Origin of the sequence: Flavobacterium humi, assembly GCF_004745595.1 — a bacterium.
In the GTDB taxonomy this organism is placed as follows: domain Bacteria; phylum Bacteroidota; class Bacteroidia; order Flavobacteriales; family Flavobacteriaceae; genus Flavobacterium; species Flavobacterium humi.
Genome location: NZ_SRLH01000005.1, coordinates 281,358 through 306,883 on the forward strand (window position 1 = coordinate 281,358; position 25,526 = coordinate 306,883).

The 25,526-nt window shown below is 40.8% G+C and carries 25 protein-coding genes and 2 tRNA genes; 16 read left to right on the plus strand and 11 right to left on the minus strand.

Annotated features, from left to right (window positions below; translation table 11 throughout):
* Positions 1 to 217 precede the first annotated feature (217 nt).
* Together E4635_RS10950 and E4635_RS10955 are read right to left on the minus strand one after the other, a co-directional pair.
* Entirely contained in the window at positions 218 to 787 is a 570-nt protein-coding gene (locus tag E4635_RS10950) for a DUF3109 family protein (protein ID WP_135526734.1), read from the minus strand.
* Between the two features lie 50 nt (positions 788 to 837).
* The gene (locus E4635_RS10955; RefSeq protein ID WP_135526735.1) at positions 838 to 1,563 is read right to left on the minus strand and encodes a hypothetical protein; all 726 of its coding nucleotides are present in this window, start codon (positions 1,561 to 1,563) and stop codon (positions 838 to 840) included.
* A 123-nt stretch (positions 1,564 to 1,686) separates the two neighbouring features.
* Here E4635_RS10955 and E4635_RS10960 point away from each other — a divergent pair, with 123 nt between their 5' ends.
* The 3 genes from E4635_RS10960 to E4635_RS10970 are packed head-to-tail and all read left to right on the plus strand — an operon-like array spanning position 1,687 to position 3,117.
* Positions 1,687 to 2,265 carry a MarC family protein gene (locus E4635_RS10960; protein ID WP_135526736.1) on the plus strand — a complete coding sequence of 193 codons (579 nt, stop codon included), beginning with the start codon at positions 1,687 to 1,689 and terminating at the stop codon, positions 2,263 to 2,265.
* Between the two features lie 40 nt (positions 2,266 to 2,305).
* The gene (locus tag E4635_RS10965) at positions 2,306 to 2,509 is read left to right on the plus strand and encodes a hypothetical protein (RefSeq protein ID WP_135526737.1); all 204 of its coding nucleotides are present in this window, start codon (positions 2,306 to 2,308) and stop codon (positions 2,507 to 2,509) included.
* The gene (locus E4635_RS10970; protein WP_135526738.1) at positions 2,509 to 3,117 is read left to right on the plus strand and encodes an FAD-dependent oxidoreductase; all 609 of its coding nucleotides are present in this window, start codon (positions 2,509 to 2,511) and stop codon (positions 3,115 to 3,117) included. The genes E4635_RS10965 and E4635_RS10970 overlap by 1 nt, the downstream gene beginning before the upstream one ends.
* 1 nt (position 3,118) lies before the next feature.
* Here the strand turns inward: E4635_RS10970 and E4635_RS10975 are convergent, their stop codons facing one another.
* From E4635_RS10975 to E4635_RS10985, 3 genes are read right to left on the minus strand one after another with little or no spacing between them, the layout of a single operon-like run.
* Positions 3,119 to 4,693 carry a S41 family peptidase gene (locus tag E4635_RS10975; protein WP_135526739.1) on the minus strand — a complete coding sequence of 525 codons (1,575 nt, stop codon included), beginning with the start codon at positions 4,691 to 4,693 and terminating at the stop codon, positions 3,119 to 3,121.
* 30 nt (positions 4,694 to 4,723) lie between these two features.
* Entirely contained in the window at positions 4,724 to 5,152 is a 429-nt protein-coding gene (locus E4635_RS10980; RefSeq protein ID WP_135526740.1) for a deoxycytidylate deaminase, read from the minus strand.
* The gene (locus E4635_RS10985; protein WP_135526741.1) at positions 5,153 to 5,746 is read right to left on the minus strand and encodes a HupE/UreJ family protein; all 594 of its coding nucleotides are present in this window, start codon (positions 5,744 to 5,746) and stop codon (positions 5,153 to 5,155) included.
* Positions 5,747 to 5,895: 149 nt separating this feature from the next.
* Between E4635_RS10985 and E4635_RS10990 the strand changes: the two genes are divergently transcribed.
* Complete coding sequence (locus tag E4635_RS10990; protein ID WP_135526742.1) at positions 5,896 to 6,327, plus strand: tellurite resistance TerB family protein; 432 nt, start codon at positions 5,896 to 5,898, stop codon at positions 6,325 to 6,327.
* Positions 6,328 to 6,377: 50 nt separating this feature from the next.
* On the opposite strand, the gene E4635_RS10995 is transcribed toward E4635_RS10990, so the two are convergent.
* Entirely contained in the window at positions 6,378 to 7,202 is an 825-nt protein-coding gene (locus tag E4635_RS10995; RefSeq protein ID WP_135526743.1) for a universal stress protein, read from the minus strand.
* A gap of 177 nt (positions 7,203 to 7,379) precedes the next feature.
* Here E4635_RS10995 and rimP point away from each other — a divergent pair, with 177 nt between their 5' ends.
* The 7 genes from rimP to E4635_RS11030 all read left to right on the plus strand — a co-directional run bounded on the left by rimP (position 7,380) and on the right by E4635_RS11030 (position 14,663).
* The gene (rimP, locus tag E4635_RS11000; protein ID WP_135526829.1) at positions 7,380 to 7,844 is read left to right on the plus strand and encodes a ribosome assembly cofactor RimP; all 465 of its coding nucleotides are present in this window, start codon (positions 7,380 to 7,382) and stop codon (positions 7,842 to 7,844) included.
* Positions 7,845 to 7,858: 14 nt separating this feature from the next.
* The gene (gene nusA, locus E4635_RS11005; protein ID WP_135526744.1) at positions 7,859 to 9,103 is read left to right on the plus strand and encodes a transcription termination factor NusA; all 1,245 of its coding nucleotides are present in this window, start codon (positions 7,859 to 7,861) and stop codon (positions 9,101 to 9,103) included.
* A 46-nt stretch (positions 9,104 to 9,149) separates the two neighbouring features.
* The gene (infB, locus tag E4635_RS11010) at positions 9,150 to 12,005 is read left to right on the plus strand and encodes a translation initiation factor IF-2 (RefSeq protein ID WP_135526745.1); all 2,856 of its coding nucleotides are present in this window, start codon (positions 9,150 to 9,152) and stop codon (positions 12,003 to 12,005) included.
* 216 nt (positions 12,006 to 12,221) lie between these two features.
* Entirely contained in the window at positions 12,222 to 12,806 is a 585-nt protein-coding gene (locus E4635_RS11015; protein ID WP_246020750.1) for a phage tail protein, read from the plus strand.
* 7 nt (positions 12,807 to 12,813) lie between these two features.
* A complete protein-coding gene (locus tag E4635_RS11020) occupies positions 12,814 to 13,386 on the plus strand; it encodes a phage tail protein (protein ID WP_169630249.1) in 573 nt (190 codons plus the stop codon).
* 6 nt (positions 13,387 to 13,392) lie between these two features.
* Positions 13,393 to 14,073 carry a T9SS type A sorting domain-containing protein gene (locus tag E4635_RS11025; RefSeq protein WP_135526746.1) on the plus strand — a complete coding sequence of 227 codons (681 nt, stop codon included), beginning with the start codon at positions 13,393 to 13,395 and terminating at the stop codon, positions 14,071 to 14,073.
* 2 nt (positions 14,074 to 14,075) lie between these two features.
* Complete coding sequence (locus E4635_RS11030; protein WP_169630250.1) at positions 14,076 to 14,663, plus strand: phage tail protein; 588 nt, start codon at positions 14,076 to 14,078, stop codon at positions 14,661 to 14,663.
* A 76-nt stretch (positions 14,664 to 14,739) separates the two neighbouring features.
* Here the strand turns inward: E4635_RS11030 and E4635_RS11035 are convergent, their stop codons facing one another.
* The gene (locus tag E4635_RS11035) at positions 14,740 to 17,370 is read right to left on the minus strand and encodes an AsmA-like C-terminal region-containing protein (RefSeq protein WP_135526747.1); all 2,631 of its coding nucleotides are present in this window, start codon (positions 17,368 to 17,370) and stop codon (positions 14,740 to 14,742) included.
* Between the two features lie 153 nt (positions 17,371 to 17,523).
* Positions 17,524 to 19,284 carry a signal peptide peptidase SppA gene (gene sppA, locus E4635_RS11040; RefSeq protein WP_135526748.1) on the minus strand — a complete coding sequence of 587 codons (1,761 nt, stop codon included), beginning with the start codon at positions 19,282 to 19,284 and terminating at the stop codon, positions 17,524 to 17,526.
* Between the two features lie 125 nt (positions 19,285 to 19,409).
* On the opposite strand from sppA, the gene folK reads away from it, so the two are divergent.
* The gene (folK, locus tag E4635_RS11045; RefSeq protein ID WP_135526749.1) at positions 19,410 to 20,546 is read left to right on the plus strand and encodes a 2-amino-4-hydroxy-6-hydroxymethyldihydropteridine diphosphokinase; all 1,137 of its coding nucleotides are present in this window, start codon (positions 19,410 to 19,412) and stop codon (positions 20,544 to 20,546) included.
* A 2-nt stretch (positions 20,547 to 20,548) separates the two neighbouring features.
* Here the strand turns inward: folK and E4635_RS11050 are convergent, their stop codons facing one another.
* The gene (locus E4635_RS11050) at positions 20,549 to 21,079 is read right to left on the minus strand and encodes an RNA methyltransferase (RefSeq protein WP_135526750.1); all 531 of its coding nucleotides are present in this window, start codon (positions 21,077 to 21,079) and stop codon (positions 20,549 to 20,551) included.
* A 64-nt stretch (positions 21,080 to 21,143) separates the two neighbouring features.
* A complete protein-coding gene (locus tag E4635_RS11055) occupies positions 21,144 to 21,644 on the minus strand; it encodes a DUF1573 domain-containing protein (RefSeq protein ID WP_135526751.1) in 501 nt (166 codons plus the stop codon).
* 147 nt (positions 21,645 to 21,791) lie between these two features.
* Here E4635_RS11055 and mutS point away from each other — a divergent pair, with 147 nt between their 5' ends.
* The 4 genes from mutS (at position 21,792) to E4635_RS11075 (ending at position 25,203) form a co-directional block, all read left to right on the plus strand.
* Entirely contained in the window at positions 21,792 to 24,398 is a 2,607-nt protein-coding gene (gene mutS / locus E4635_RS11060) for a DNA mismatch repair protein MutS (RefSeq protein ID WP_135526752.1), read from the plus strand.
* 138 nt (positions 24,399 to 24,536) lie between these two features.
* Positions 24,537 to 24,609 (plus strand) — tRNA-Gly (locus tag E4635_RS11065).
* 13 nt (positions 24,610 to 24,622) lie between these two features.
* Positions 24,623 to 24,708 (plus strand) — tRNA-Leu (locus tag E4635_RS11070).
* A gap of 132 nt (positions 24,709 to 24,840) precedes the next feature.
* Positions 24,841 to 25,203: a DUF1508 domain-containing protein gene (locus E4635_RS11075; RefSeq protein WP_135526753.1), complete on the plus strand. Its 363-nt coding sequence runs from the start codon at positions 24,841 to 24,843 to the stop codon at positions 25,201 to 25,203.
* A gap of 67 nt (positions 25,204 to 25,270) precedes the next feature.
* Here E4635_RS11075 and E4635_RS11080 read toward each other — a convergent pair whose 3' ends face one another.
* Positions 25,271 to 25,492, minus strand: coding sequence for a hypothetical protein (locus E4635_RS11080; protein WP_246020754.1), 222 nt, complete (start codon positions 25,490 to 25,492; stop codon positions 25,271 to 25,273).
* Positions 25,493 to 25,526 lie beyond the last annotated feature (34 nt).

A 25,526-nucleotide genomic window follows, 5' to 3' on the forward strand; every position in this document is an offset into this window, starting at 1 on the left:
TTTTTTGTAACGATTGGGGTTTACAAAGATTGAAATTTGTAATGTAAATTAAAAGATATAGTTATCCACAATTGCCTTGAGTTTTTAACAAAACATCTTTTGTAAACCAAGCTTTACAAATTTAATAAATTATTGTAAATCAGTAATTTAAAAATTTAAAAATCGCTTAAGTATTGTAAAACAAGGGTTTTTTGATTTGTCCTTGACCTTTGTTTTTTTATTGTTTTTTCAATTCTTCGGCAACCTTTTCAAGTTCGGTGTACCAGTCTTGCCCGAAGCGGCGGATGAGGGCTTCCTTTACAAATTTATAGACCGGCACTTCCAGTTCTTTCCCTAAGGAGCAGGCTGGCGAGCAGATGTCCCATTTGTCGTAATTGACCGCGGCGAATTCGGTAAAATCCTTTACACGGATTGGATACAAATGGCAGGAAACCGGTTTTTTCCAGTCAATAATTCCTTGATTGTAGGCTTGTTCGATTCCGCAAAGGGCAGTTTTATTGTCAAAAATCACATAGGCGCAATCCTTGTTGTCGATAAGTGGGGTTTCCAGGTCGCCGTCAGTGCCTTTTACCCAGGTTCCTTGAGCTTCTATGGCGTCGATGCCTTCTTTGCGCAGGAACGGTTTCACTTTAGGATAAATGGTTTCCAGGATCTTGGTTTCCTCTTCCAATAAAGGGGCTCCGGCATCTCCGTCAACACAACAGGCTCCTTTGCAGGCAGATAGGTTGCATACAAATTCTTTTTCAAGAATATCTTCAGAGACGATGGTTTTGCCGAGTTGAAACATTTTGCGCTTTAATTTTTGAGGTGCAAAAGTACAAAGTTTAATTGCATTCTCTACATAAACTGATAATCAGATTTGTTAAAAACATATGCTTTTTTTTCTAAAGCCACACAGGTCATGGACACGCTCTTTGCTTTGTCCTTCAGGTCTTTATATTCCATGGACATCATCAGGGGTTTTTCGCCGGGTTTAAAAAAACCTTCAAAAGCCTTTGCCATCCCTTTGTTTTGTTGGGATTTGAAAATTTCTGCAAAACTGACCTTCGCTTCGCTGGTATAATAAAAAACCATGGTCGATGCCGCGCTGGTGGCTTGGATTCCTTTGCAGGTAAATCCCAAAATTACCTTGCTTGGCAATGATTTGTAAGTGTATTTTGTGTTTTTGGGATCGGTCATTCCCGAATAATCAGGAATTTTGGAAGCCATGGCCATTTTTTTGCCGCTTTTTTCAAAACTGGTTACCATCAGTTGGCTTTTTGTATCCATTATCATAAACATATTAGAACCCGTTTGGTTCATGTTGGCGCCGTAATAGGCCGCATTCGGTTCTAAAAAATAATCAATATTCATCGATTTTCCGGCTTCGGTTTTCACTTCCATACGATACTTCCAGCTGAAAGCATATTTGCCGGGAATGGCAGACGGATCCACTTTGTTTTTGGCCGAGGTTAGCGCCTGTTTCATGGCCTCTTTCTGGGCTTCGGTAGGTTTTTGGGCGTAAGCACCCATAAAAAGGAACAAGGCTAAAAACAAATTCAGCATGTATTTTGTGTTTTTCATAATGGAAATTTTTAAATTGGCAGAATAGTTTAGTAAGGTAAATTTAAATATAATATAGATATCATCTGATTTATTTGACGCGGAATTTGAATTTGGGATATCTTTGTCTAAATATTGAAAATCATGTTTGAAATTAGCTGGAAGGAAATCGTAACGGTGGGAATGGTTTTGTTTGCTGTAATTGATATAGTAGGTTCCATTCCGATAATTGTAAATTTAGGTGCAAAGCACGGACGAATCGAATCTGAAAAAGCCTCTGTAGTCGCTGCCCTGATCATGATTGTTTTCCTTTTTGTAGGAGAAGAATTCCTGAGCCTGGTCGGGATTGACGTCAATTCATTTGCCGTTGCCGGGTCTTTTGTCCTGTTTTTCCTGGCATTGGAAATGATCCTGGGCATCCATTTGTACAGGGATGAAGAAGCAAGTTCGGCTTCTATTGTGCCGCTGGCTTTTCCGTTGATAGCCGGAGCAGGTTCGATGACTACTTTATTATCGCTGAAATCGCAATACCATACCGTCAATATCATTATTGCCATCTTGCTGAATATGATTTTGGTGTATGCCGTCCTGAAATCGTCCCCTAAAATTGAAAAAATGCTAGGCAAAAACGGCCTTAGCGTCATTCGGAAGGCCTTTGGAGTGATCCTTTTGGCGATTGCTGTTAAATTATTTGCGGGTAATGTTAAAGGATTGTTCGTATAATTTAAATTTCAGTAATTTTGTCCCAATAAATCCCCTATAAATGAAAATCTTCACATACATAATCATTGCCTTGGCTGTTGTTTTAATTGGGTTTAACATAGCAAAGTTAGATTTCAATAACCTTTTTGAAGGTGATAGCTTAATTGCCTTGATTGGAATCATCGCCATACTTTGCGCTGTTGTTATCTTATTGATTTTCAGGCTGTCAAAATCCATTGATGAGAAACTTAAAAAACAACAGTAATGCTTGATGTTTTAATTATCGGAGGAGGAGTTTCCGGTGTTTCATGTGCTTTGGTACTTGGGTCTGCCCATAAAAAAGCTTTTGTACAGGATAAAAAAATTACCATTATTACGCACCAGAAAGCATCTGCACTGCAGGATGCTATTTTTTATAATGCCTATGGGATTCCTTCCGGGACATTAGGAGCTGACCTTTTGGTAGAAAGTACACAGCAATTGCAGGAGAATTATGCTCATATTGCCCAGGTTGCTGATGAAAAAGTCATGGAAGTTTCCGCTATACACGGTGGTTTTGAAGTAGTGACAAATAAAAGCAGCTATACTTCCAGGATTGTGGTTGTAGGTGTTGGATCTTCCAATCTTTTCGATATTGAAGGCCTGAAACAATACATTGAACCCCACCAAAAATCATTACCTGAGAAAAACAGGATCCAGCTTAAAAATGAGGATCAATTGGTTGCCGAGGGAATTTATGTCATCGGGACTTTAGCAGGCCACAGAAGCCAATTGGCCATTGCTGCCGGAAGCGGGGCTGCTGTAGCTACCGATATCCTGACGCTTTGGAATGGTGGTACCGAAACCCATTCGCACGATAGCATACGAAAATAATTTAGTGCTTCAATGCTTCTTTGACCATGGTGTCATCTTTAAGGACAATCTGGTAATATTGGTTTTCTCCCAATAACTGGCGGCAGAATTCGGCCGTTAGGTAACGCTTTACGTAATTTTTGTTGGAATCCAGGTCGATAAAAGATTCGGAAGTGTTTATGAAATTCTTGAAATCATTAAAATAGACATCGGAAGTTTCGATCTTGGCGCTAATTTGTTGTATGGTCATCCCTTTGAAAGCCCTGCGGTTGGCATCCAATTCGGTAAAAACAAAATTGGTCACCGCCCCGGACTGCATCAGCAACGGAATGATCTCATTGCCCTTTGCGGTTTCGATAGGAACAAAAATATCCGGTACGATTCCACCTCCGCCATACACAATGCGGCCTTTAGGGGTTTTGAATTTTAAGGTATCTGCAATTTTTATGCTGTCTTTTGCATACAGCTCGCCACTTTCATAACGATGCATGAAATCATTGAAATATTCGGCATTCCCTTCTTTGTATGATTTTTGGATGGAACGGCCGGTTGGCGTATAATATCTTGCTACGGTTAACCGTACCGTCGATTTGTCGTCAAAAAGCATTTCCCTTTGCACCAATCCTTTCCCGAAAGAACGCCGTCCGATAATCAGTCCTCTGTCATTGTCCTGGATAGCGCCGGCAATGATTTCGCTGGCCGATGCCGTATTTTCGTTAATCAGGACTGTTAGTTTCCCGTTTTCGAAAGCCCCTTTATCGGAAGCAAAAGTCTTGTCGATCCTGCCTTTGCGGTTTTTGGTGAAAACAATCAGTTTGTCGTCTTTGAGGAATTCATCGGAAATGAACACCGCTTCTTCCAGATAGCCTCCGCCATTGTTGCGCAGGTCCAGCACCAGCGATTTTGCGCCTTGTTTGATAAGCCTGTTCAGCCCGGATTTGAATTCGTTATAGGTGGTTTCGGCAAAACGGTTTATTTTGATGTAACCTGTGGTTTTGTTAAGCATAATGGCGATGTCGACACTTTTTACGGGAACGACATTCCGGATGACTTTAACCTTAAATTTCTTGTTTTCCGATTTCCTGAAAATAAGGAGCGTAACTTCTGAATTGGGTTCGCCTTTTAGCTTGGAATACAGTTTTTCAGTGGTGATTTTTTTACCGAAAAGAATAGCGCCATTGGCCGATAAAATCCTGTCTCCGGCTTTTATTCCTGCTTTCTCCGAAGGGCCGCCTTCAATAGGCTGAATCACGGCAACGGTATCTTTATCTATGAAAAAATTAACGCCAATCCCCACGAAATTGCCTTTCATACTCTGAGCTGCTTCTTCAGCTTCATTTTTGGCGATATACACCGAATGAGGATCGAGTTTTTCCAAAATGCCATTTACGGTCTGGTCTACGATAGAATCAGTATTGACTTCGTCTACATAATCACTGTCAATAAAATCAATCAGTTTGTTGAGTTTGCGCTTGGTTTGGTTTTCGGCATTTTGTTTTTCGGAAACAGGAGCCTTGATAAAAATTCCGCCCAACAGGAATCCTACCGCTACTGCAGTAAAAATAATCAGGGGGAAATATACTTTATCAACTTTCATGTTTGGAAAATTTTATTCCTTCAGCTTTCTTTAATCCAGGTCTTCAATATGTGTAAGGTGAACGCCGGCTTTCTCTAAAAATTGTAATCCGGAGTCATCTTTATAGCCTTCGAGGTAAACCACTCGCTTTATACCCGACTGATGGATCAGTTTGCTGCATTCCTTGCAGGGCGAAAGCGTGATGTACAACGTGGCGTCATTGCAGGACTGGGTAGAGCGGGCAACTTTCAGGATGGCATTGGCTTCCGCATGCAAAACATACCAGAGCGTCAGGTTGTTTTCATCTTCGCAGCAATTTTCAAATCCTGTAGGGGTACCGTTGTACCCGTCTGAAATAATCATCCTATCCCGTACAATAATCGCGCCAACCTGTTTTCTTTTGCAATAAGAAAGCTTACTCCATTCTTTGGCGAGCCTTAAATAAGCTTTGTCGTATTTGTTTTGTTTTGTTTCTTCCATTTATCTGTTCCAAATCGGGCTTTGAATAATCATTGGCACAACTACTCCTATAATGAATGCTGACATGACAAGCGTCCAGTCTCTTTTGGAAAACCTGAAAACGGTCTGCACGATATAGGACAGGATCAAAACCACAAAAACCACGATAATCTGAGCGGTTTCGATACCCAATGCAAATTCAGACAAAGGTAATAGTTTATCGCTTGCATTTCCCGGTAAAATCGTCTTGAAATAATTTGAAAACCCCAATCCGTGGACAATACCGAAAAACAAGGTTACAATGGCAATCAGGCTGATGCTTTCGTTTTTGTTGTTTTTCCCTGCCGTAAACAGATTAAACAAGGCTACAATTAATATGGTAATCGGGATGATGAATTCGACCAGGCTTACTTTGATCATAACCACTCCATATACCGAAAGGAGCAGGGCCAGAGTGTGCCCTACAGTGAACAAAGAGACTAAAAGCAATAGCCGTTTCCAGTCCTTGAAAGCATACGGAACTGTCAATGCAATTAAAAACAGCACATGATCGTAGGCGTTTATATTTAGAACATGCTTAAGGCCAATGTTGAAATACAACCAGAATTCTGACATAATAAATTGTTTTTGGGATTGTCAAACATACAATTTATTTTCTGTTTTTTTGATAAATTTTATCATATGCCTGATGCGAACTATTTAAAAAAAATGATTTTAAAAATAAGAATATAGTTATCTTTGCAGAAATATTAATTTTAAAAACTATGTCTTTTTCCGATTTATTTGATAGTGAATTTAAAGCCAGAAATAAAGGCCATTTTTCTGCCATTGTTAGAGTTGCCATTGCCGATGGTGATTTAAGCGAAGAAGAGAAGCAATTCTTGGACAAGCTGAAAAGCCGCCTTGAAATTTCTGATGAGGAATATGAAGAAATCCTTGAAAACCCTTTAAAATATCCTATTAACCCGCCGGTTTTGCATACGCAAAGACTAGAGCGTCTGTATGATTTGTCAAGAATGGTTTATGCAGACCATATCCTTGGCCCTAAGCAAAAGGAAATTTTAACCAAGTTTGCCCTGGCTCTTGGTTTTACACCTGGAAACGTGAATTATATAGTAGATAAAGCCATGTCCCTTTTATTATTGCAGGTAGATTTGGATACTTTTATTTACGAAATGCAGCATATGAATAAATAATAAAAAGAGCCTCCTTAATGGGGCTCTTTTTTTATAGGGTTCTTTGAAATTTAAATCTTGAAAGTGACAACCGGCTTGTTGGAATGATTCACAAGGCCTTCGCTGATGCTTCCGTTGAAGAAGTGGTACAGGCTTGTTCTTCCGTGAGTGCACATTCCTATGATATCGGCATTGATGCCATTGGCAAAATTCAAAATACCGGTTTCAATATTGGCGTCATTGTAAATGTGGAGCGAATAATTGGTAATAGGGAATTCGGCAACGAACTCCTTCATTATTTTCTGGGCCGCATGCGATGATTTGAAACTGTTTGGCGTATTTACCATAACCAGGTCAAGATGAGCACCGAAAACATTGGCGAAATCGACTATTTTCCGGAATGGTTTTTTGGTTTCCGGCGTAAAGTCGGAAGCGAATACGAAGCGGTCCGCCTTGAAATTATTGTTTTCATGTTTGATCACAAGCACAGGGGCTTCCGAGGTACGCACGATTTTTTCGGTGGTAGAACCAATGAACATTTCCTGAAACCCTGATGCGCCGTGGGAACCCATAACGACAAGGTCCACATTGTTCTTTTGGCTCGATTTTACAATTCCTTCAAATGCCCTTTCAAATTTAACGGCTTCGCTCACTTTGATTCCTTCCAGGAAATCGCTGGCCAGGAGGTCTTCTAATTTTTCATGCGCTTTTTTCATGAAAAGCATAATTTCCGGGATGTCTGCCCCGCCACTTACCGCGTCGGCCATTTGTGTCGGAAATTCGAGCATGTGAACCAGGAAGATTTCTCCGTCATTGTCTCTTGCGATTTGTGCGGCAACTTTTAGGGCGTATTCTGCGTGGTCAGAAAAATCTGTTGGAACTAAAATTCGTTTCATAATCTTGTGGTTTAGGATTAGTACTCTGTGTATGGTAACATATTGTCCATTAAAGGTAGGAATTTATTTAACGTAACACAATATTTCGTAAATTAAAAAAAAGTAGTATATTTGCGCCATTATTTAGTGGTTGATTTAAATAATGAGGGAAGCAGGGCTTCCCTCTTTTTATACAGTATGACATTTAAGGAAAAAGTAAAAAAATTAGTAGACGAAGGATTGGCGGAACATCCTGATCTGTTTTTAATTGACATGACTATTACTGATAGTTACAAAATTATTGTAACTTTAGATGGTGATAACGGCGTTCAATTGCAGGATTGCATTGCCATAAGCCGTGTTATTGAAAACAATCTGGATCGGGAAGAGCAGGATTTTGCACTTGAAGTAGCTTCGGCCGGAGTGTCTGCGCCGCTGAAATTAGTCCGCCAGTACAAGAAAAATATTGGAAGGACGTTGAAAATCAAAACGTCATCGACAACTATCGAAGCAAAGCTTACGGAAGTTACAGATGAGGATATAACGGTAGAATGGAGTTCGAGAGAACCTAAAAAAATAGGTAAAGGAAAAGAAACAGTGATTCACACTGAGAAAGTCGCTTACGGCGATATTATCGAAGCGGTAGTTACAATAATATTTTAAATTAAAGAGTTGGCATGGAGAATTTAGCATTAATCGATTCATTTTCAGAGTTTAAAGATGACAAACTGATTGATCGTGTAACGCTTATGGCGATTTTGGAAGATGTGTTTAGGAACGCATTGAAGAAGAAATACGGTTCAGATGATAATTTTGACATCATTATCAATCCTGATAAAGGGGATATGGAAATTTGGAGACGCAGGGTTATCGTTGCGGATGAGGATCTGGATTTTGAGAACGAGGAAATCACCTTGTCTGAAGCAAGAAAGATCGAGCCGGATTTCGAAATTGGTGAAGAAGTTTCTGAAGAAGTGAAATTAATCGATTTGGGAAGAAGGGCTATCCTGGCGTTGCGCCAGAACCTGATTTCTAAAATCCATGAACATGACAACACTAATCTTTATAAGCAATTTAAAGATTTAATTGGAGATATTTATACTGCCGAAGTGCACCACGTGCGTCCTAGAGCCGTAATTTTGGTTGACGATGAAGGAAACGAGATCGTATTGCCGAAAGAAAAACAAATCCCGTCCGATTTCTTCCGAAAAGGGGATAACGTTCGTGGGATCATTGAAAATGTGGAATTGAAGGGGAACAAACCTCAAATCATTATGTCAAGGACTTCTGAAAAATTCCTTGAAAAATTATTCGAGCAGGAAATCCCTGAGGTTTTCGACGGATTGATCAACATCAAGAACGTAGTGCGTATTCCGGGCGAAAAAGCAAAAGTTGCCGTGGATTCCTACGATGACAGAATTGACCCTGTTGGAGCATGTGTTGGTATGAAAGGATCCCGTATCCACGGAATCGTACGTGAATTGGGGAACGAGAATATAGATGTAATCAATTACACGACAAACATTCAGTTGTATATCACCAGAGCCTTGAGCCCTGCGAAGGTTTCTTCCATCAAGATCGATGAAGAAAACAAACGTGCCGAAGTGTTCCTGAAACTGGAAGAGGTTTCCAAAGCGATCGGTCGTGGCGGACATAATATTAAATTGGCGGGTCAACTAACTGGTTATGAGCTTGATGTAATCCGCGAAGGAAATATTGCCGATACTGAAGATGATGTTGAATTGACAGAGTTCTCAGATGAAATCGAAGCTTGGATTATTGAAGAATTTGCAAAAATAGGCTTGGATACGGCGCGCAGCATCTTGAACCAGGATGTAAATGACTTGGTTCGAAGAACTGATTTAGAAGAAGAAACTATCTTGGAAGTAGTTAGAATTTTGAAAGAGGAATTTGAAGATTAATTTTTTTCTTTCAACCCAAAAAAAAAGATAATAATAAAAAGATTTTATGTCTGAAGGTACAATAAGAATAAACAAAGTTTTAAGGGAATTTAATATTTCGTTAGAAAGAGCCGTAGATTATCTAAAGGATAAAGGTTTCGTGATCGAATCCAATCCAAATACGAAAATCTCTGACGAAGTATATAATATCCTATCAAATCAATTTGCTGGGGACAAAGGGAATAAGGACGCTTCAAAAGAGGTTGGCGAAGAAAAAAGAAAAGAGAAAGAGGCTTTGCGTCTTGAAAGAGAGCATGAAATTGAAGAAAAGCGCAAACAGGATGAGGAGCGCCAACGCCAGGAAGTAATCAAAGCCAGAGCTAACGTTACAGGCCCTAAACAAGTTGGAAAAATCGACCTGTCTCCTAAACAGCCGGTTGCTACTCCAACACCAACAGTGCCTGCAACCCCTGCGGTAGTGGAACCGAAAGAAGAACCGAAGGCAGAGCCTAAAGTGGAACCTGTTGTGGAAACTCCGACCCCGAAAGAGGAAGTAAAAACCGTTGAGGCCCAATCTGCTCCGGAAGTAAAACCAGAGCCTAAAATCAAAACGAAAATTGAAATAAAACCTGTTTCCGTAAAACCTGAAAACACAACTTCAAAACCTTCAGTTGAAGATGCGCCACCATCAGAAGAAACATTTACAACTCAATACCAAAAACTTTCAGGAGCGACTTTTACCGGCCAAACCATCGATTTGTCACAGTTTAATAAGCCTAAAAAGAAAGTAGAGGACAAAACAATCAAGCCTGGAGCCAATAACGCTGCCGGTGCTAATAATGCCAATAAGAACAAACGCAAACGCATCGCGCCGAAACCGGGAGGACCAAATTCTACAGGTGGGCCAGGTGCCAATCAGAATAGACCGGGAGGCCAAGGCGGACCAGGCGCTAACCGCAATGCGAAACCAGGTTTCGTAAAAGGGAACAGGCCTGCAATCGTAGCCAAAGTTGAGCCTACGGAAGAAGAGGTTAAAAACCAAATCAAGGAAACCTTAGAAAGGCTTCAGGGGAAAGGGAACAAATCCAAAGCGGCGAAATACCGTCGTGACAAACGTGATACCCACCGTCAGAAATCCGATGACGAGCAAAGAGCATTGGAAGAAGGAAGCAAAACGATCAAGGTAACGGAATTCGTTACTGTAGGTGAAGTGGCGACCATGATGGACGTGCCGATTACAAAAGTGATCGGAACCTGTATGTCATTAGGGATCATGGTTACGATGAACCAGCGTTTGGATGCTGAAACATTAACTATCGTAGCAGATGAATTTGGTTATGATGTAGAATTTATCACAACGGATATTGAAGAAAATATCGAAGTTGTTGAAGATAAGCCGGAAGATCTGAAACACCGTGCTCCTATAGTTACCGTTATGGGTCACGTTGACCACGGTAAAACCTCTTTACTGGATTACATTCGTAAAACAAACGTTATTGCGGGTGAATCAGGAGGAATTACGCAGCATATCGGTGCATACGGAGTGGAATTGGACAACGGACAGGAAATAGCATTCCTGGATACACCTGGACACGAAGCGTTTACCGCGATGCGTGCCCGTGGAGCCCAGGTTACAGATATCGCTATTATCGTGGTCGCTGCCGATGATGACATCATGCCTCAGACAAAAGAAGCCATCAGCCACGCACAAGCGGCTAATGTGCCTATCATCTTCGCTATCAATAAAGTAGATAAACAAACGGCTAACCCTGAAAAGATCAAGGAAAAATTGGCAGCCATGAATTTCTTGGTAGAGGATTGGGGTGGAAAATACCAATCACATGATATTTCTGCCAAAACAGGTTTAGGAATCAAGGAATTACTGGAAAAAGTATTGCTTGAAGCCGAAATATTAGATTTAAAAGCAAACCCTAATAAACCGGGAACCGGAACCGTTGTCGAAGCTTTCCTTGACAAAGGACGTGGATATGTTTCTACGGTACTGGTACAGGCAGGGACAATAAAAGTCGGCGATTATGTATTGGCGGGTAAAAACCACGGTAAGATCAAAGCGATGCATGACGAACGTGGAAACAGTATCCTGGAAGCAGGTCCATCAACACCGGTATCCTTATTGGGTCTTGACGGAGCACCGACAGCCGGGGATAAATTCAACGTATATGAAGACGAAAGGGAAGCAAAACAAATTGCGGCAAAACGTACGCAATTGATGCGTGAGCAGTCCGTACGTGTTCAGCGCCATATTACCCTGGATGAAATCGGACGCCGTATCGCTCTTGGCCAGTTTAAAGAATTGAACATTATCCTTAAAGGAGACGTGGATGGTTCGGTTGAAGCGTTGTCAGACTCATTCTCGAAACTATCTACACCGGAAATCCAGATCAATATCATTCACAAAGGAGTTGGGGCAATTACCGAATCGGATGTAATGTTGGCGTCTGCTTCAGATGCAATCATTATCGGATTCAACGTTCGTCCGGCAGGAAACGCCAAACAATTGGCAGATAAGGAAGAAATCGACATCCGTCATTATTCTATCATCTATGCGGCTATCGACGATTTACGCGATGCGATGGAAGGTATGTTATCTCCGGAAATGAAAGAAGAAATCACGGGAACTGCAGAAATCAGGGAGATATTCAAGATTTCCAAAGTGGGATCCATTGCCGGATGTATGGTTACTGACGGTAAAATATTCAAAGCGAACAAAATCCGCTTAATCCGTGATAACGTGGTGATCTACACCGGAGAACTGATCGCATTGAAACGTTTCAAAGACGATGTGAAAGAAGTTTCGAAAGGTTACGATTGCGGTATGCAGATCAAAGGCTATAACGATATTGAAATCAATGACGTAATAGAAGGATTCACCGAAGTGGCAGTGAAGAAAAAACTGAAATAATCGGATTTCGATTCCTGATAAAACCAAACCGGCAATAGCAATATTGTCGGTTTTTTTTATGGCTTTTTTCGGGTAGGGATAATGCCTGGGATTCATTTCGTCGATTATTTCTGTAGTTCATCTATTTTAGTAGCAATCAGGATAAAACGAAAATGGAATGCTGCTTTTCAACGGTGATAATTGATTATCTTAGTGGTCATAAAATATTTAAAAAGTATGAAAAAAACTACATTATTACTTGTTCTGGTTTTTTTTCTCGGCGTAAGTGGAACTACTTTTTCACAAAACAATTATGTTGGAGAGATCAGAATGGTCGGATTTAATTTTGCCCCGGTCGGATGGGCAAAATGCGAAGGGCAAATATTATCAATTGCGCAGAATACGGCATTGTTTTCTATTTTAGGAACTACTTACGGCGGAAACGGCCAAACAACTTTCGCTTTGCCTGATTTAAGGGGTAAGGCACCCATGCATACCGGGCAAGGCCCAGGACTTCAGTTGAGGGACCTTGGCGAAACCGGCGGATCTGAAACCAATACATTGTTGGTAACCCAAATCCCTTCCCATTCCCATATTGTCAATGCCGTAACCGCTGATGGCAATCAAAACCTGCCTTCGGGGAACCTGCATGCCAATACAAAACTTCTGGATAAAGAATATTCCGATGCCGCTGCGAATACAACTATGAGCGGTAATATGGTTCAGCCGACAGGAAACAACCAGCCGGTAAATAATATGCAACCGTATACTTCTGTCACTTATATTATTGCTCTGCAGGGCGTTTATCCACCTCATAACTAATCAGACCATGAAAAAGATAAGATATACAATCCTATTGGCCCTTTTATTGGCTTTTGGCCAAAAAACGGTAGCACAGGATCATTTTTTAGGAGAAATACAGATGTTCTCCGGGAATTATGCTCCTAACGGATGGGCAAAATGCGAAGGGCAAATATTGTCAATCGCACAGAATACGGCTTTATTCGCTTTGTTGGGAACAACTTATGGAGGAAATGGGCAAACTACTTTCGCACTTCCGGATTTAAGGGGCCGTGTTCCGGTGTATTATAATAACAGTACGATTGTCCAGGGCCAGATGGGCGGAACAGAAACCAATACCGTAACCATTCCGCAACTTCCGGCACATTCACATGCTGTAAATGCCGTAACTGCAGAAGGAAACCAGAACCTGCCGACAGGGAATTTACCTGCTGACACGAAAACCCTTGATCCTGAATACTCCAATGGAGCGCCCAATACTACTTTTAAGCCATCAATGTTGGGCCAGGCCGGAGCAAGTCAGCCTATGAACAATGTACAGCCATTTACCGCCGTTACATTCATCATCGCCATTAATGGAATTTTCCCATCCCAAAACTAATGTAAAATGAAAACACTATTTACTTTATCGTTATTAATGTTTGTCTCATTAATAAACGCGCAAACCATAACTTTCAGTGGTTGTCCAGATTTGTTTGCATCCCAAAATTATATTTTTAACCCTATGGGCGCGGATGCGACAGGAAGGAACGTTTATGCAACCACCCCCATAACAGGAGACCAACCTTGCCCTGCTGGGGTTTGCGAATTCAAGATTTTATGGAGCACTGCCAATTCCAGGTGGGAATTTATTGCCGATCGAGGTGATGGGGATTTTGTTAATCCGTACCTGATTTATTCCAATACTTCAGCATCAACCCCTAATCCGCCGAGTATAACCTTGGGAACCTGGGTCGAAAACAATACGGATACCGCTGGCGACTGTGGCGGAAACCTGACCATTGTCAATGCCGTTCTTACCGGTGCTGTCCAGAATACTGTTTTGGGTGTTGATGATTTTGCCGTCAACAAAGGAATCGTGCTTTATCCGAACCCGACCAACAGTTTTATTACCGTGAAAAGCAGTAGTCCCATTAACGAAATTGCCATTTGGAGTGTTCAGGGACGAAAAATGATGGAGTTCAAGGGTATGGATATTGTGAATGTTTCAGAATTGCAGGCCGGAATGTACATTGCAAGAATTAAAACCGAAGCCGGATTGCAAGTGTCTAATTTTATAAAAAGATGAAGATGAAAAAAATAATATATATCACCGCATTACTGATCTTGTTTGCCGGGAACCAAAAAAGTTTCTGTCAGGACAATCCTTATGTAGGGCAGATTAAAATGTTTGCCGGTAATTATGCACCGTCAGGTTGGGCGCTCTGCAATGGGCAATTACTCCCTATTTCCGAAAACGAAGCGTTGTTTGCCATTTTAGGGACAACCTATGGCGGTGATGGCCAAACCACATTTGCACTTCCGGACCTCAGAGGCCGCGTGCCCATGCATACTGGAACGGGAGCTGGGCTGACACCAAGGGTTTTGGGTGAAATGGGTGGATCGGAAACGGTAACAATGACCATAAACCAAATGCCGACGCATTCACATTTAGTGGCCGGAACCACTGGCGATGGCAACCAAAGTTCTCCCACGGGAGCTATATTTGCCAATACTAAAATACTTGACAAGGAGTATTCCGACGCTGCTTCGGATACGACAATGAAACCAACTATGATTGGAAATACCGGTGGAAACCAGCCGATCAATAATGTGCAGCCTTACCTGGCTGTTAATTTCATAATTTCATTGTATGGTATTTTCCCTTCTCCGAATTAAAGTTTGAAGCCTATAAACAAAAAACCCGACAAAAATACTTGTCGGGTTTTTTAGTAATCGTATTTTTTTAAAAAACTTAAGGAGTCTGTTGTGCCGGTTTTTTCTTTTTGTTGAAAATCCCGTTTAACAATTCGCCTGCGGCATGTTTCACATCGTCTTTTTTGGGGGTTTGTGTTTTTGTGGTATCCTTTGGATTTTTAGTACCACCTCCTAAAATGTTTCCTAAAGCTCCGGCACCTTGATTTAAAAGCTTTTCTTTTTGCAGTTTTACGATTTGAGAAGCCAGGTTTGTGGTCGCTTGCTTCATATCGGTGCTAATTTTAGGGCTTTTGAAATTCCCGGTCATTAAAGCTGTTACCGGAACGCTTTCAATTTTAGCGGCATCGGCAGGAGTTAATTTGGCCAATAATTTATTGACATCCGAACCCAGGTATTTAGCAGGGACATCCATTTTAACCGTATAGTTCATGCTTTGGTCAAAACCATGCGAACCTCCTATTTGAGCGTTAATGTCCTGGTATTTGATGTTGAACGGCTTAATGTTCACCTTTCCGTTGCTAAAAGAGATCGCCGCTTTAATATCGTTCAGGTTCAATTTATTCAGGTCTAAAAATTTAACTTGAGAGGTTAAGGCAGTCAGCATTTGCGAATTGCTCGGGTTAATGGTTGTAGAAAGCAATTGCCCTAATAAATCTCCTGAAATGGTACTTAAATCAGGAGTCATTTCAACAGCATCCAGGTTTCCTGAAAGTTTGATTGTAGAATTCAACTTCCCATTGATTACACCGGCAATAGGCGCGATTTTCTTTAACATGTCCAAAGTGGTGAATGATTTGGCCACATCCACTTTGTCTAAATTCAGGTTCATATTGAATTTGGAGACGTTCCCTTTGGTCGAAACCACTCCGTTCAGGCCAATCTGCCCGTCAAAAATATTGGTTTTTACATTTTGTAAAGTCACTGCTTCGTCCCGGATGATCATGGTTCCGGAAACGGCTTTCAGCGTCAGGTTGTCGTAGACCACAGTGTTGGCTTTCGCATTGACGGTGCAATCCAGGAATGCCGGGATTTTTACAGCTTCTTTCTTTGTTTTGGAAGTAGTACCGGATGAGGATCCGGAGGAAGTTTTCGTTCCGGCCGGAGTAGGAGCCATAAAATCGGAAACAAGGAAATTATTGGAATTCATGTTGAAACTCCCTTTCAGGATTTGTTTCCGGAAGAGGAACCCATAGAAATTATCCAATGTTCCCGCCAGCTGGATGTCGGAATTGCCGGTTTTTAAATCCAATTGGTTCAAACGAATCTGATTTGGATTGAACGCCACAACCGCTTGCCTGATTTGTACCGGTTTAGCCATTCCTTCACCCGTATAATTGAAACCAGTCAGGGTAATATTCCCGGAATTCTGGATGTTTTGGTATTGGCTGGTTTCTACTGATTTCATGTCGAATTTTGTCACTACGTCAGCTTTTAAAATGCCTGAAAGCGGCTTATCAAGTTTTACAGGATAAGCTTTGGTAACATTGGCCAAATTAATGGTTCCTTTCAAAGCAGCATCCACCAAGGCATTTGTAGCGACATTCCTGATATTGGCTTTGGCATTGAAAACATCCTGGTCGATCCTGAAAGAGAGCTTGTCCAGGTTTACATAGGTATCATTCATGACACCGGTTTCATTGATGATTTTAGTGTCGATGATGATGTTTTGTACTGATTTGGGAAGGTCCGGATATTGGAAAGAAGCATTGTTCGATGCGATGCCTATGTTGAATTTGGGAACGGTAGTATCCGTTAAGGTTCCTTTTACTTTTCCGTTTACGCTAAAATCCCCGGTAGTTTTTACGGTACTTAAATTTCCGGCGTAAGCAGCAGGAATCAGCCCTAAGAAGTTTTTAAACGAAGAGGTAGGTGTTTTGAATGTCAGGTCATAGTCTTGCCCGGTTTCCAATAATTGGATAAATCCGTTGAATTCGAGCGGCAGTTCATTGATTTTGGCCTTGTTTTCTTTAAAAGTATACTTGCTTTTCCCTAAATCGATCCCCAAAACGGCATCTAAAGTAATAGCCACATTCTTCATGTAATTCATTTTGTCCATGTCGAGGGAGATTTTCGCCGTCGATTTGGTGTCCAGGTCTAGGTTTTGTGCTGCAAAATTCCCTGTGCCTTCGTGGTTCAATTCGTTGATGACCAATTTTATTTTGGAACGCTCATCATAATATTTGAACTTGAAATTCTCTACGGCATATTTTTGGATATTCATCGCAAAAGGCTTGCTTTCCGATGTTTCTTCTTTTTTATCGTCTTTGATGGCGATGTCAAAATTCCCGATTCCGTCTTTATTGAAAAGGATATTGGCCTTCCCGTTTTTTACGGAAATCGCTTCCAGGGTCATCGGTTCTTTCTCTCCCTTGAATAATTCCTTGATGGACATCTTAAGGTTCAATTCGTCAAAAGCCACCAAAGTATCCCCGGCAAAAGGCGCCTTGTTGATGATTGTCATTTTTTCAATGCTGACATTGGCTTGCGGGAAACTTTTGAATAAACTCAAACTGGCATCGGCAAAAGTTACCTTCGCATCTACACTTTCATTGATAGACTGTTCTATTTTGGCCTTGATCTGATCTTTGAAAAATATCGGGATAGCGGCTAAACTGATCACGATTACGGCTAAGAAAATACCAATTCCTATAAAAATTTTCTTTTTCATTTTGTTTGAATTTACACTGTTAGGTTAAGAGAGACTTCGACTGATTTCTTACAAAAATAAGATTTCTAATGAAGCCCCAATGTAAAATTTTCATAAAAAAATCCGTTTCAGTATGGTTACTAAAACGGATTAATCGGGTACAATATTGTTAAATTACTGAATGTTTATTTCAAACGGAAGCAATGCCTGTGTACCTTTTTGAGTGTTTAATCTCCTGATTTGCTCGATAACCTTATAATTGGCCTCGCCTATTTCTTCCTTGATCAGGCTCTCGCGTGATTTCATGAAAGGTATTCCGCTTCCGCCGAAAAGGTCTTTGAAATCTTTTTCGAATTTCGGATATTCAACAGTAGAGAATTTTTTAATTTTCACTAAATCAGAAGCATATGCCAAAGCATCGTCCAAACCACCAATCTTATCCACCAATCCCAGGCGTAAGGCATCGGAACCGGCCCAAACCCTTCCTTGCGCGATAGCGTCTACTTGTGCAAAGGTCATTTTCCGGCCTGTTGCCACACGGTTGACAAAGATTTTATAGATGTTTTCAACGCCTTCTTGTGTGAAAGCCCTGTAGCTTGGGTCAAGCGGTTTGAAAACACTGTATCCTGAAGCATTTTCATGGGTTTCAACCAATTCGGTGTTGATTCCGTAGTTTTTAGTTATCTGGGAGAAGTTCGGCAATGTCCCGAAAACCCCAATAGAACCTGTAATAGTGCTGGATTCGGCAAAAATCTTGTTTGCGTTGCAGGCAATGTAATACCCGCCCGAAGCCGCTAAATTACCCATCGAAACAATAACGGGTTTTACTTTTTTGGTCACTTCAATTTCCCTCCAGATCAGGTCCGAAGTCAATGCGCTTCCTCCAGGGCTGTCTATTCGCAGTACAATAGCCTTGACATCTTCGTCTTTTCGTGCTTCCTGCAGCGATCGTCTCATAGAACCTTCGCCCACAACATTCAAATCACCTTCGCCCGAACCGATTTCGCCTTGAGCGTAAATAACCGCAATTTTGTCTTTGGTGTCAAAATTGGAGCTGGATGTCGCCACATCCTGGGCATAATCCATAATATCAATAGTATTGTAGTCTTCGTCGGCGTCCACTTTTAATAATTTGCGGATGTCATCATGGTATACATCTTCATAAGCCACTTTGTCTACCAGTTTGTTGGCCTTGGCCATTTCCGGAGTTCGTGCCAATAATCCTGTAGCGATGGTATTTAGCCTTTCTACCGGAATGTTCCTGGATTTTGAAATATCGGTCACAATAGAGTTCCAGATAGAAGTAAGGAAAGTAGAGATTTGTTCCCTGTTTTCCGGGCTCATTTCATTGGCTAAAAACGGTTCAACAGCACTTTTGTATTTCCCGTGGCGGATTACTTCCATTTTAAGCCCTGTCTTGTCCTGGAAATCCTTAAAATACATGACTTCTGTAGAAAGTCCTTTAAAATCGACTTCTCCAACAGGATTTAAATATACCGTATTGGCCACCGAATTCAGGTAATAGTCTTTTTGTGATAAAACATTTCCGTAGGCCATGATGAATTTTCCGGATTTTTTAAAATCTTCCAATGCATCACGCAGCGCTTTGGTTTGCGCCACGCCCAGGCTCAGGTCGTTGTTCAGGATGGAAATCCCTTTTATCTTATCATCGGTTTTAGCTGCTTCAATGGCTTTTAAAACGTCGGTCAGGCCGTCATGGTTGGCTTCAAAATAACCAATTTCTTCAAAATTAAATTTCCCGCCGTAATCATGGGTTACTTTTTCAAGATTCAATTCCAAAACAGAATTGTCTTCCACGTGAGGTCCTTTCGGCCCGCCAAAAATAGCGGCAATGATCAATATCCCGAAAAAAGACAGCATGCAAAAAATAAACAGGCCCACGATAGTGGCTAAAACATTTCCTAAAAATTTCATTTTCTCATTAATTTAATAGCTATAAGTATTGATTATGACAGATTTGTTACAATTCAAATTAGTTATTAACACTGAAGCAAATATAATTCGATGGTACATTTCTTTTTAGTTAATTTGTAATTAGTATGAAAAGCCAGAAAAAGGTAGTGCTTTCGCTGGGAAGCAACCAGGGAAACCGTCGCGAAAATATTGAAAATTGCATCCAATTAATCCATCGGAAGATTGGATTGGTCCTGCGTGTTTCCAAATTATATGAAACGCCTTCGTGGGGTTTTGAAAGTGATGCCTTCTATAATTGTGCATTAGTGCTGCATACTTCCTTTTCGGCGGAAAAAATACTGCGAAAGATAGCTTCTATTGAGAAAGAACTGGGTAGGATCAGGAAAAAAACGGCTAATTATGAAGCCCGGATTATCGATATCGATATTATTTCGATCGAAGACCAGGTGGTTGTTTCCGAGACGCTGAACATACCGCATCCGCAAATGCAACACAGGCTTTTTGTTTTGCTGCCGCTACAGGACCTCAAACTCGAATGGAAGCACCCGCTGTTGCAGAAAACCGTTCAGGAACTGATTGTCGGCTGCGAAGATACCAGTGACTGTGCCATTGTTTCCGGTTTGGATTCCCCATATCAAAAATACCATATCAACAAACTGAATTATATTGCCATTGAAGGAAATATAGGTGCCGGGAAAACGACCCTTGCTTCAAGGATTGCAGGGGATTTTAACGCCAAATTGGTATTGGAACGATTTGCGGACAATCCTTTTTTGCCGAAATTTTACAAAGACCAGAACCGGTATGCTTTTCCGCTTGAAATGTCTTTCCTGGCAGACCGCTACCAGCAATTAGCCGATGATTTGTCGCAGTTTGATTTGTTTAAAGACTTTGTAGTTGCGGATTACCATATTTTTAAATCACTGATTTTTGCCAAAGTAACATTGCAGGAAGACGAATTCAGATTGTATAAAACCTTGTTCGATATTATTTACAGGGAAATGCCAAAACCGGATTTATACGTGTACTTGTATCAAAATACCGATAGGCTGCTTCACAATATTAAGAAACGGGGCAGGAGCTACGAGCAGGAAATCCCGGCGGAATACCTGGATAAGATCAATAAGGGCTATTTGGACTACATCAAGACCCAAACGGATTTGAATGTACTGATTATCGATGTCTCGGATTTTGATTTTGTAAAAAAACAAGACGATTACACAAAGATACTGGAGGCGATCCAGCTCAAAATAAACGGTTAGGTTTACTGTTGCAACTTGCAGAACAGGTCCCAAACCACAATTCCCGTACTTACCGAAATATTTAGCGAATGTTTTGTCCCTAATTGCGGGATTTCAATTGTGCCATGGCATTGTTTTATAGCTTCCTGGTTGACCCCGAAAACTTCATTCCCGAAAACCAACGCATATTTTTTATTTTTCCCGACGTTAAAATCATTAAGGAAAACAGAATTTTCCACCTGCTCGATAGCATGCACTTCAATATCCTGTTTTTTGAGTTCTTCTATAACTTCCAGCACATTGTTGCGGTGTTCCCAGGCAACTGTTTCAGTGGCACCAAGGGCTGTTTTATGGATTTCTTTGTTGGGTGGCGTTGCTGTGATGCCGCACAGGTATATTTTCTCGATCAAAAAAGCATCGGCAGTCCTGAAAACAGAACCGATATTATGGAGGCTCCTGATATCGTCCAATATAATGATAATAGGGGTTTTGGCCGCTTCTTTAAAATCTTCAACCGATTTTCTGTCCAGTTCGCTGTTTTCTAATTTACGCATAATTATAATTAAAAAAGCTTCCCGGTTAAGGGAAGCTTACAATTGTTGTCTACATTAAAATGTATTAGCTTTTTGTAGGTTCAGTAGTCCCGGCAGCTGGAGTTGCAGCTGGATCCGGTAAAACAGTTCCTTTGATTGTCAATACTTTTGTCGGCATGCCTTCAGCATTTGAAGTAACAGTTACCGTTTTTGTAAAAGCACCTACTCTGTCAGTAGCATATTTTACTCCAATAACACCTTTTGCACCTGGTTTGATAGGGTCTTTAGGTGTTACAGGTACAGTACAACCGCATGAACCTTGTGTGTTAGAAATGATTAATGGCTTATTTCCGTTGTTTACAAATACAAACTCACGTTTTCCGTCTGCATTGTGAGGAATAGTCCCGTAATCAATAGTTTCGTTTTCGAAAACCATTCCAGCTCCTTCTACTTTAGGAAGTTTCGCTTTTTTTTCTTTTTTCTCTTTTTTGATCTCAGTCTTAGCATTAGCAGCTACTTCCTGAGCTGTTGCGCTGTATGTTCCTAAGAAAGCAACAGCAGCAACCATAAATATGATTTTTTTCATTTTGTCATTTTTTTTGTTGGACGAACAAATGTAAAAATAAAATTGAATGATGGTTCTTTTTTTTTCTAAAATTGTTGTTAAAATAATGATTATTTATTTGGTTAAAAATAAGTAAATTCGTCGCCACTAATTATAACTCCCAAAGTTTTGTCAACAAAAGAAAAATCGCCAAAGGAAACACCACTAATGAAGCAGTATAACGAGATAAAAAGGAAATATCCTGATGCTTGTTTATTATTCAGAGTCGGGGATTTTTACGAGACTTTTGGAGACGATGCCGTCAGGGCATCAAAAATCCTGGGCATTACCCTGACCAAAAGAGGCGCTGGCTCCGAAACGGAAACGGCACTGGCCGGATTTCCGCACCATTCGCTCAATACGTACCTGCCAAAATTGGTCAAAGCAGGTTTGCGTGTAGCGATTTGCGATCAGTTGGAAGACCCCAAAATGACTAAAACCATTGTCAAAAGAGGTGTCACAGAGCTTGTAACGCCTGGAGTTTCCATGAATGATGAAGTACTGCAGTCTAAAACCAATAATTTCCTGGCTTCGGTTTATTTCGGAAAAAAAATAATCGGGGTTTCTTTTTTGGATGTTTCCACGGGAGAATTCCTGACATCTGAAGGAAACGGGGAATATATCGATAAGCTGCTACAGAATTTCAGTCCGAGCGAAATTTTGGTCCCAAAACAAAATAAAACCGATTTCAAGGAGATATTCGGGGAAAATTTCCACGCCTTTTACCTCGAAGACTGGGTGTATAAGGAAGATTATGCCGTGGAGACCCTGACGAATCATTTTCAGACCAATTCACTCAAAGGTTTTGGAATCGAAGAATTGCCAAATGGAGTTATTGCTTCTGGTGCTATTTTGTATTATTTATCTGAAACACAGCATAATAAAATACAGCATATTACTTCTATCCATCGTATTGCGGAAGACGCTTACGTTTGGATGGACCGCTTTACGATCCGCAACCTGGAACTGTACCACAGTTACAATCCCAATGCAGTTACGTTGCTTGATGTGATTGATAAAACGCTTTCGCCAATGGGTGGAAGGATGCTCAAGCGATGGCTGGCACTTCCGTTAAAAGATCCCGGGAAAATCAAATCACGCCATGAAGTGGTTTCGTATTTTAAGGAAAACCAGGACATCCTGCAGGAAGTGCAATACCAGATCAAACAAATTTCGGATTTAGAACGATTGATATCAAAAATAGCGGCCGGAAGAGTAAGTCCAAGGGAAGTAATCTATCTTAAGGAATCGCTTGATGCCATCATCCCTATAAAAGAAATTGCCTTAAAAAGCAGCCAGGAAGCGGTAAAAGTTATTGGAGACAGTTTGCATGCCTGCGATTTGCTGCGCGAAAAAATCAAGGCAACCTTGCATCAGGACGCGCCGGTGGCTATCAGTAAAGGAAATGCAATCGCTGCCGGTGTCAATCAGGAATTGGACGAATTGCGCGGGATTTCTTCTTTAGGGAAAGAATACCTGGAAGGAATCGAATCCCGGGAATCGGAAAGAACAGGGATTTCCTCCTTGAAGATTTCATTCAACAACGTTTTCGGATATTATATCGAAGTCCGGAACACGCACAAAGACAAAGTCCCGGCAGAATGGATCCGCAAACAGACTTTGGTCAATGCAGAACGCTACATTACCGAAGAACTGAAAGAATATGAAACCAAAATTTTAGGTGCTGAAGAAAAAATACAGCAAATCGAGAACCAGCTTTTTGAACAGTTAGTGAGCTGGATTGCCACGTATATCAAACCGGTACAATTAAATGCAAACCTTATTGCACAGTTGGATTGTTTGGTTTCCTTTACCCAATTAGCAATCGAAAACAATTATATCTGCCCTCAAATAGAGGATTCTTTTGCTTTGGATATCAAAAACGGGCGCCATCCGGTTATTGAAAAACAATTGCCGATAGGTGTGCCTTACATTGCGAACGATGTCTACCTGGACCGGGATTCGCAACAGCTTATTATGATCACAGGTCCGAACATGTCCGGTAAGTCTGCTATTTTAAGGCAAACGGCACTCATTGTTCTCCTGGCTCAAATGGGGAGTTTTGTTCCGGCAGAAAGTGTGGTAATGGGCGTAGTGGATAAGATTTTTACCCGTGTGGGCGCGAGTGACAATATTTCGATGGGTGAATCTACCTTTATGGTCGAAATGAACGAAACGGCTTCGATCCTGAACAACATTTCCGAAAGAAGTCTGGTACTCCTTGACGAAATAGGCCGCGGGACCAGTACCTATGACGGGGTTTCCATTGCCTGGGCCATTGCCGAGTTCCTCCACGAAAATCCGGCACAGCCCAAAACGTTGTTTGCCACGCATTACCACGAATTGAATGAAATGAGCGACTCCTTGCCAAGGATCCGGAATTATAATGTTTCTGTCAAAGAATTAAAAGATACGGTTTTATTTATCAGGAAGCTGGAAAAAGGCGGAAGTGCGCATAGTTTTGGTATCCATGTGGCAAAAATGGCCGGAATGCCTCAAATTGTCCTCCAGAAAGCCGGTAAAATTTTGAAGAAACTCGAAAAAAACCATTCCGGGGAAGTATTAAGCGGGATTAAATCGGTTAAGGATGAAATGCAGTTGAGTATTTTCAATCTTGATGATCCGATTTTGGAAGAAATTAAAGAAGAAATACTGAATTTAGACGTCAACACGCTGACTCCGGTTGAAGCCTTAATGAAGTTGAATGAAATAAAACGAATGCTGGTTAAAAAATAATTGTCATAAAACAAGGGTTTTCAGTTCGTTATAAAAAAGTGTCATTTTTTTATTGAAAACGCTTGTTTTATTGAATTAATGTATTAAATTTGCCCTCGCAATACAGCAATGTGTTGCAGTTCTTTTTAGACTTGAAATGCGAAAATAGCTCAGTTGGTAGAGCGCGACCTTGCCAAGGTCGAGGTCGCGGGTTCGAGCCCCGTTTTTCGCTCAATTACCGTAATGCTCGGATGGTGAAATTGGTAGACACGCTGGACTTAAAATCCAGTGAACAGTAATGTTCGTGCGGGTTCAAGTCCCGCTCTGAGTACAAAAAGCTTCAAACTATGTTTGGAGCTTTTTTTTGTTTATAACATTTTGGTTTTTTTCTTCAATCAATACTCTAAAGAAGGTAATTGTGGGTTATCTTCGGTTCGGTCATTTTTAACATTCATAAGCAAGCATGGGGACATTTGTAATTAGTAAACGTTTTAGTGGGGATTATAAATTCGAATTTACATCCAGAAAAGGGAAAACGATATTTACCAGCAATAGTTATGAGTTGAGGTTTGAATGCGAGAATGAAATTGAGCATTTGAAAGCTTCTTTGGAAAATAGCACCTTTATGAAATTCAAGACTTCCAGTGGGAAATATTTCTTTAAATTGATCGTAGAGGAAAAGGAACTGGCTGTCAGCAGGAAGTATTCTACTTTGTTGATGCTGGAAAAAGGAATTACTGAAATCCGTAAGTATGCCGTGAAATCTGAAACTTTGGATTTTTCAAGCAATGATTTTGTTTTTCCTGATATTGAATTCCAGGAATAAGGAAAGTGTATAAAAAAGTAAAGCCACGCTTGGCGTGGCTTTGTAAAAATATTAGATTGTAGTCTAATTATTTTTTTACTTCTTCTTTAGCAGGAGCAGCAGCTTCTGTAGTAGTAGCAGCAGCAGCAGCTTCAGTAGTAGCAGCAGCAGCAGCAGTATCAACTGTAGTAGCAGCGCTATCGATAGCCTCTTCCATTACTGGAGCAGCCTCTTCAACTGGAGCTTCTTCAGTTTTAGCAGCATCTTTACATGATACGAAAGAAACACTCATCATAGCTACTAAAGCCATACTTAAAACAACTTTTTTCATCTTACTTAATTAT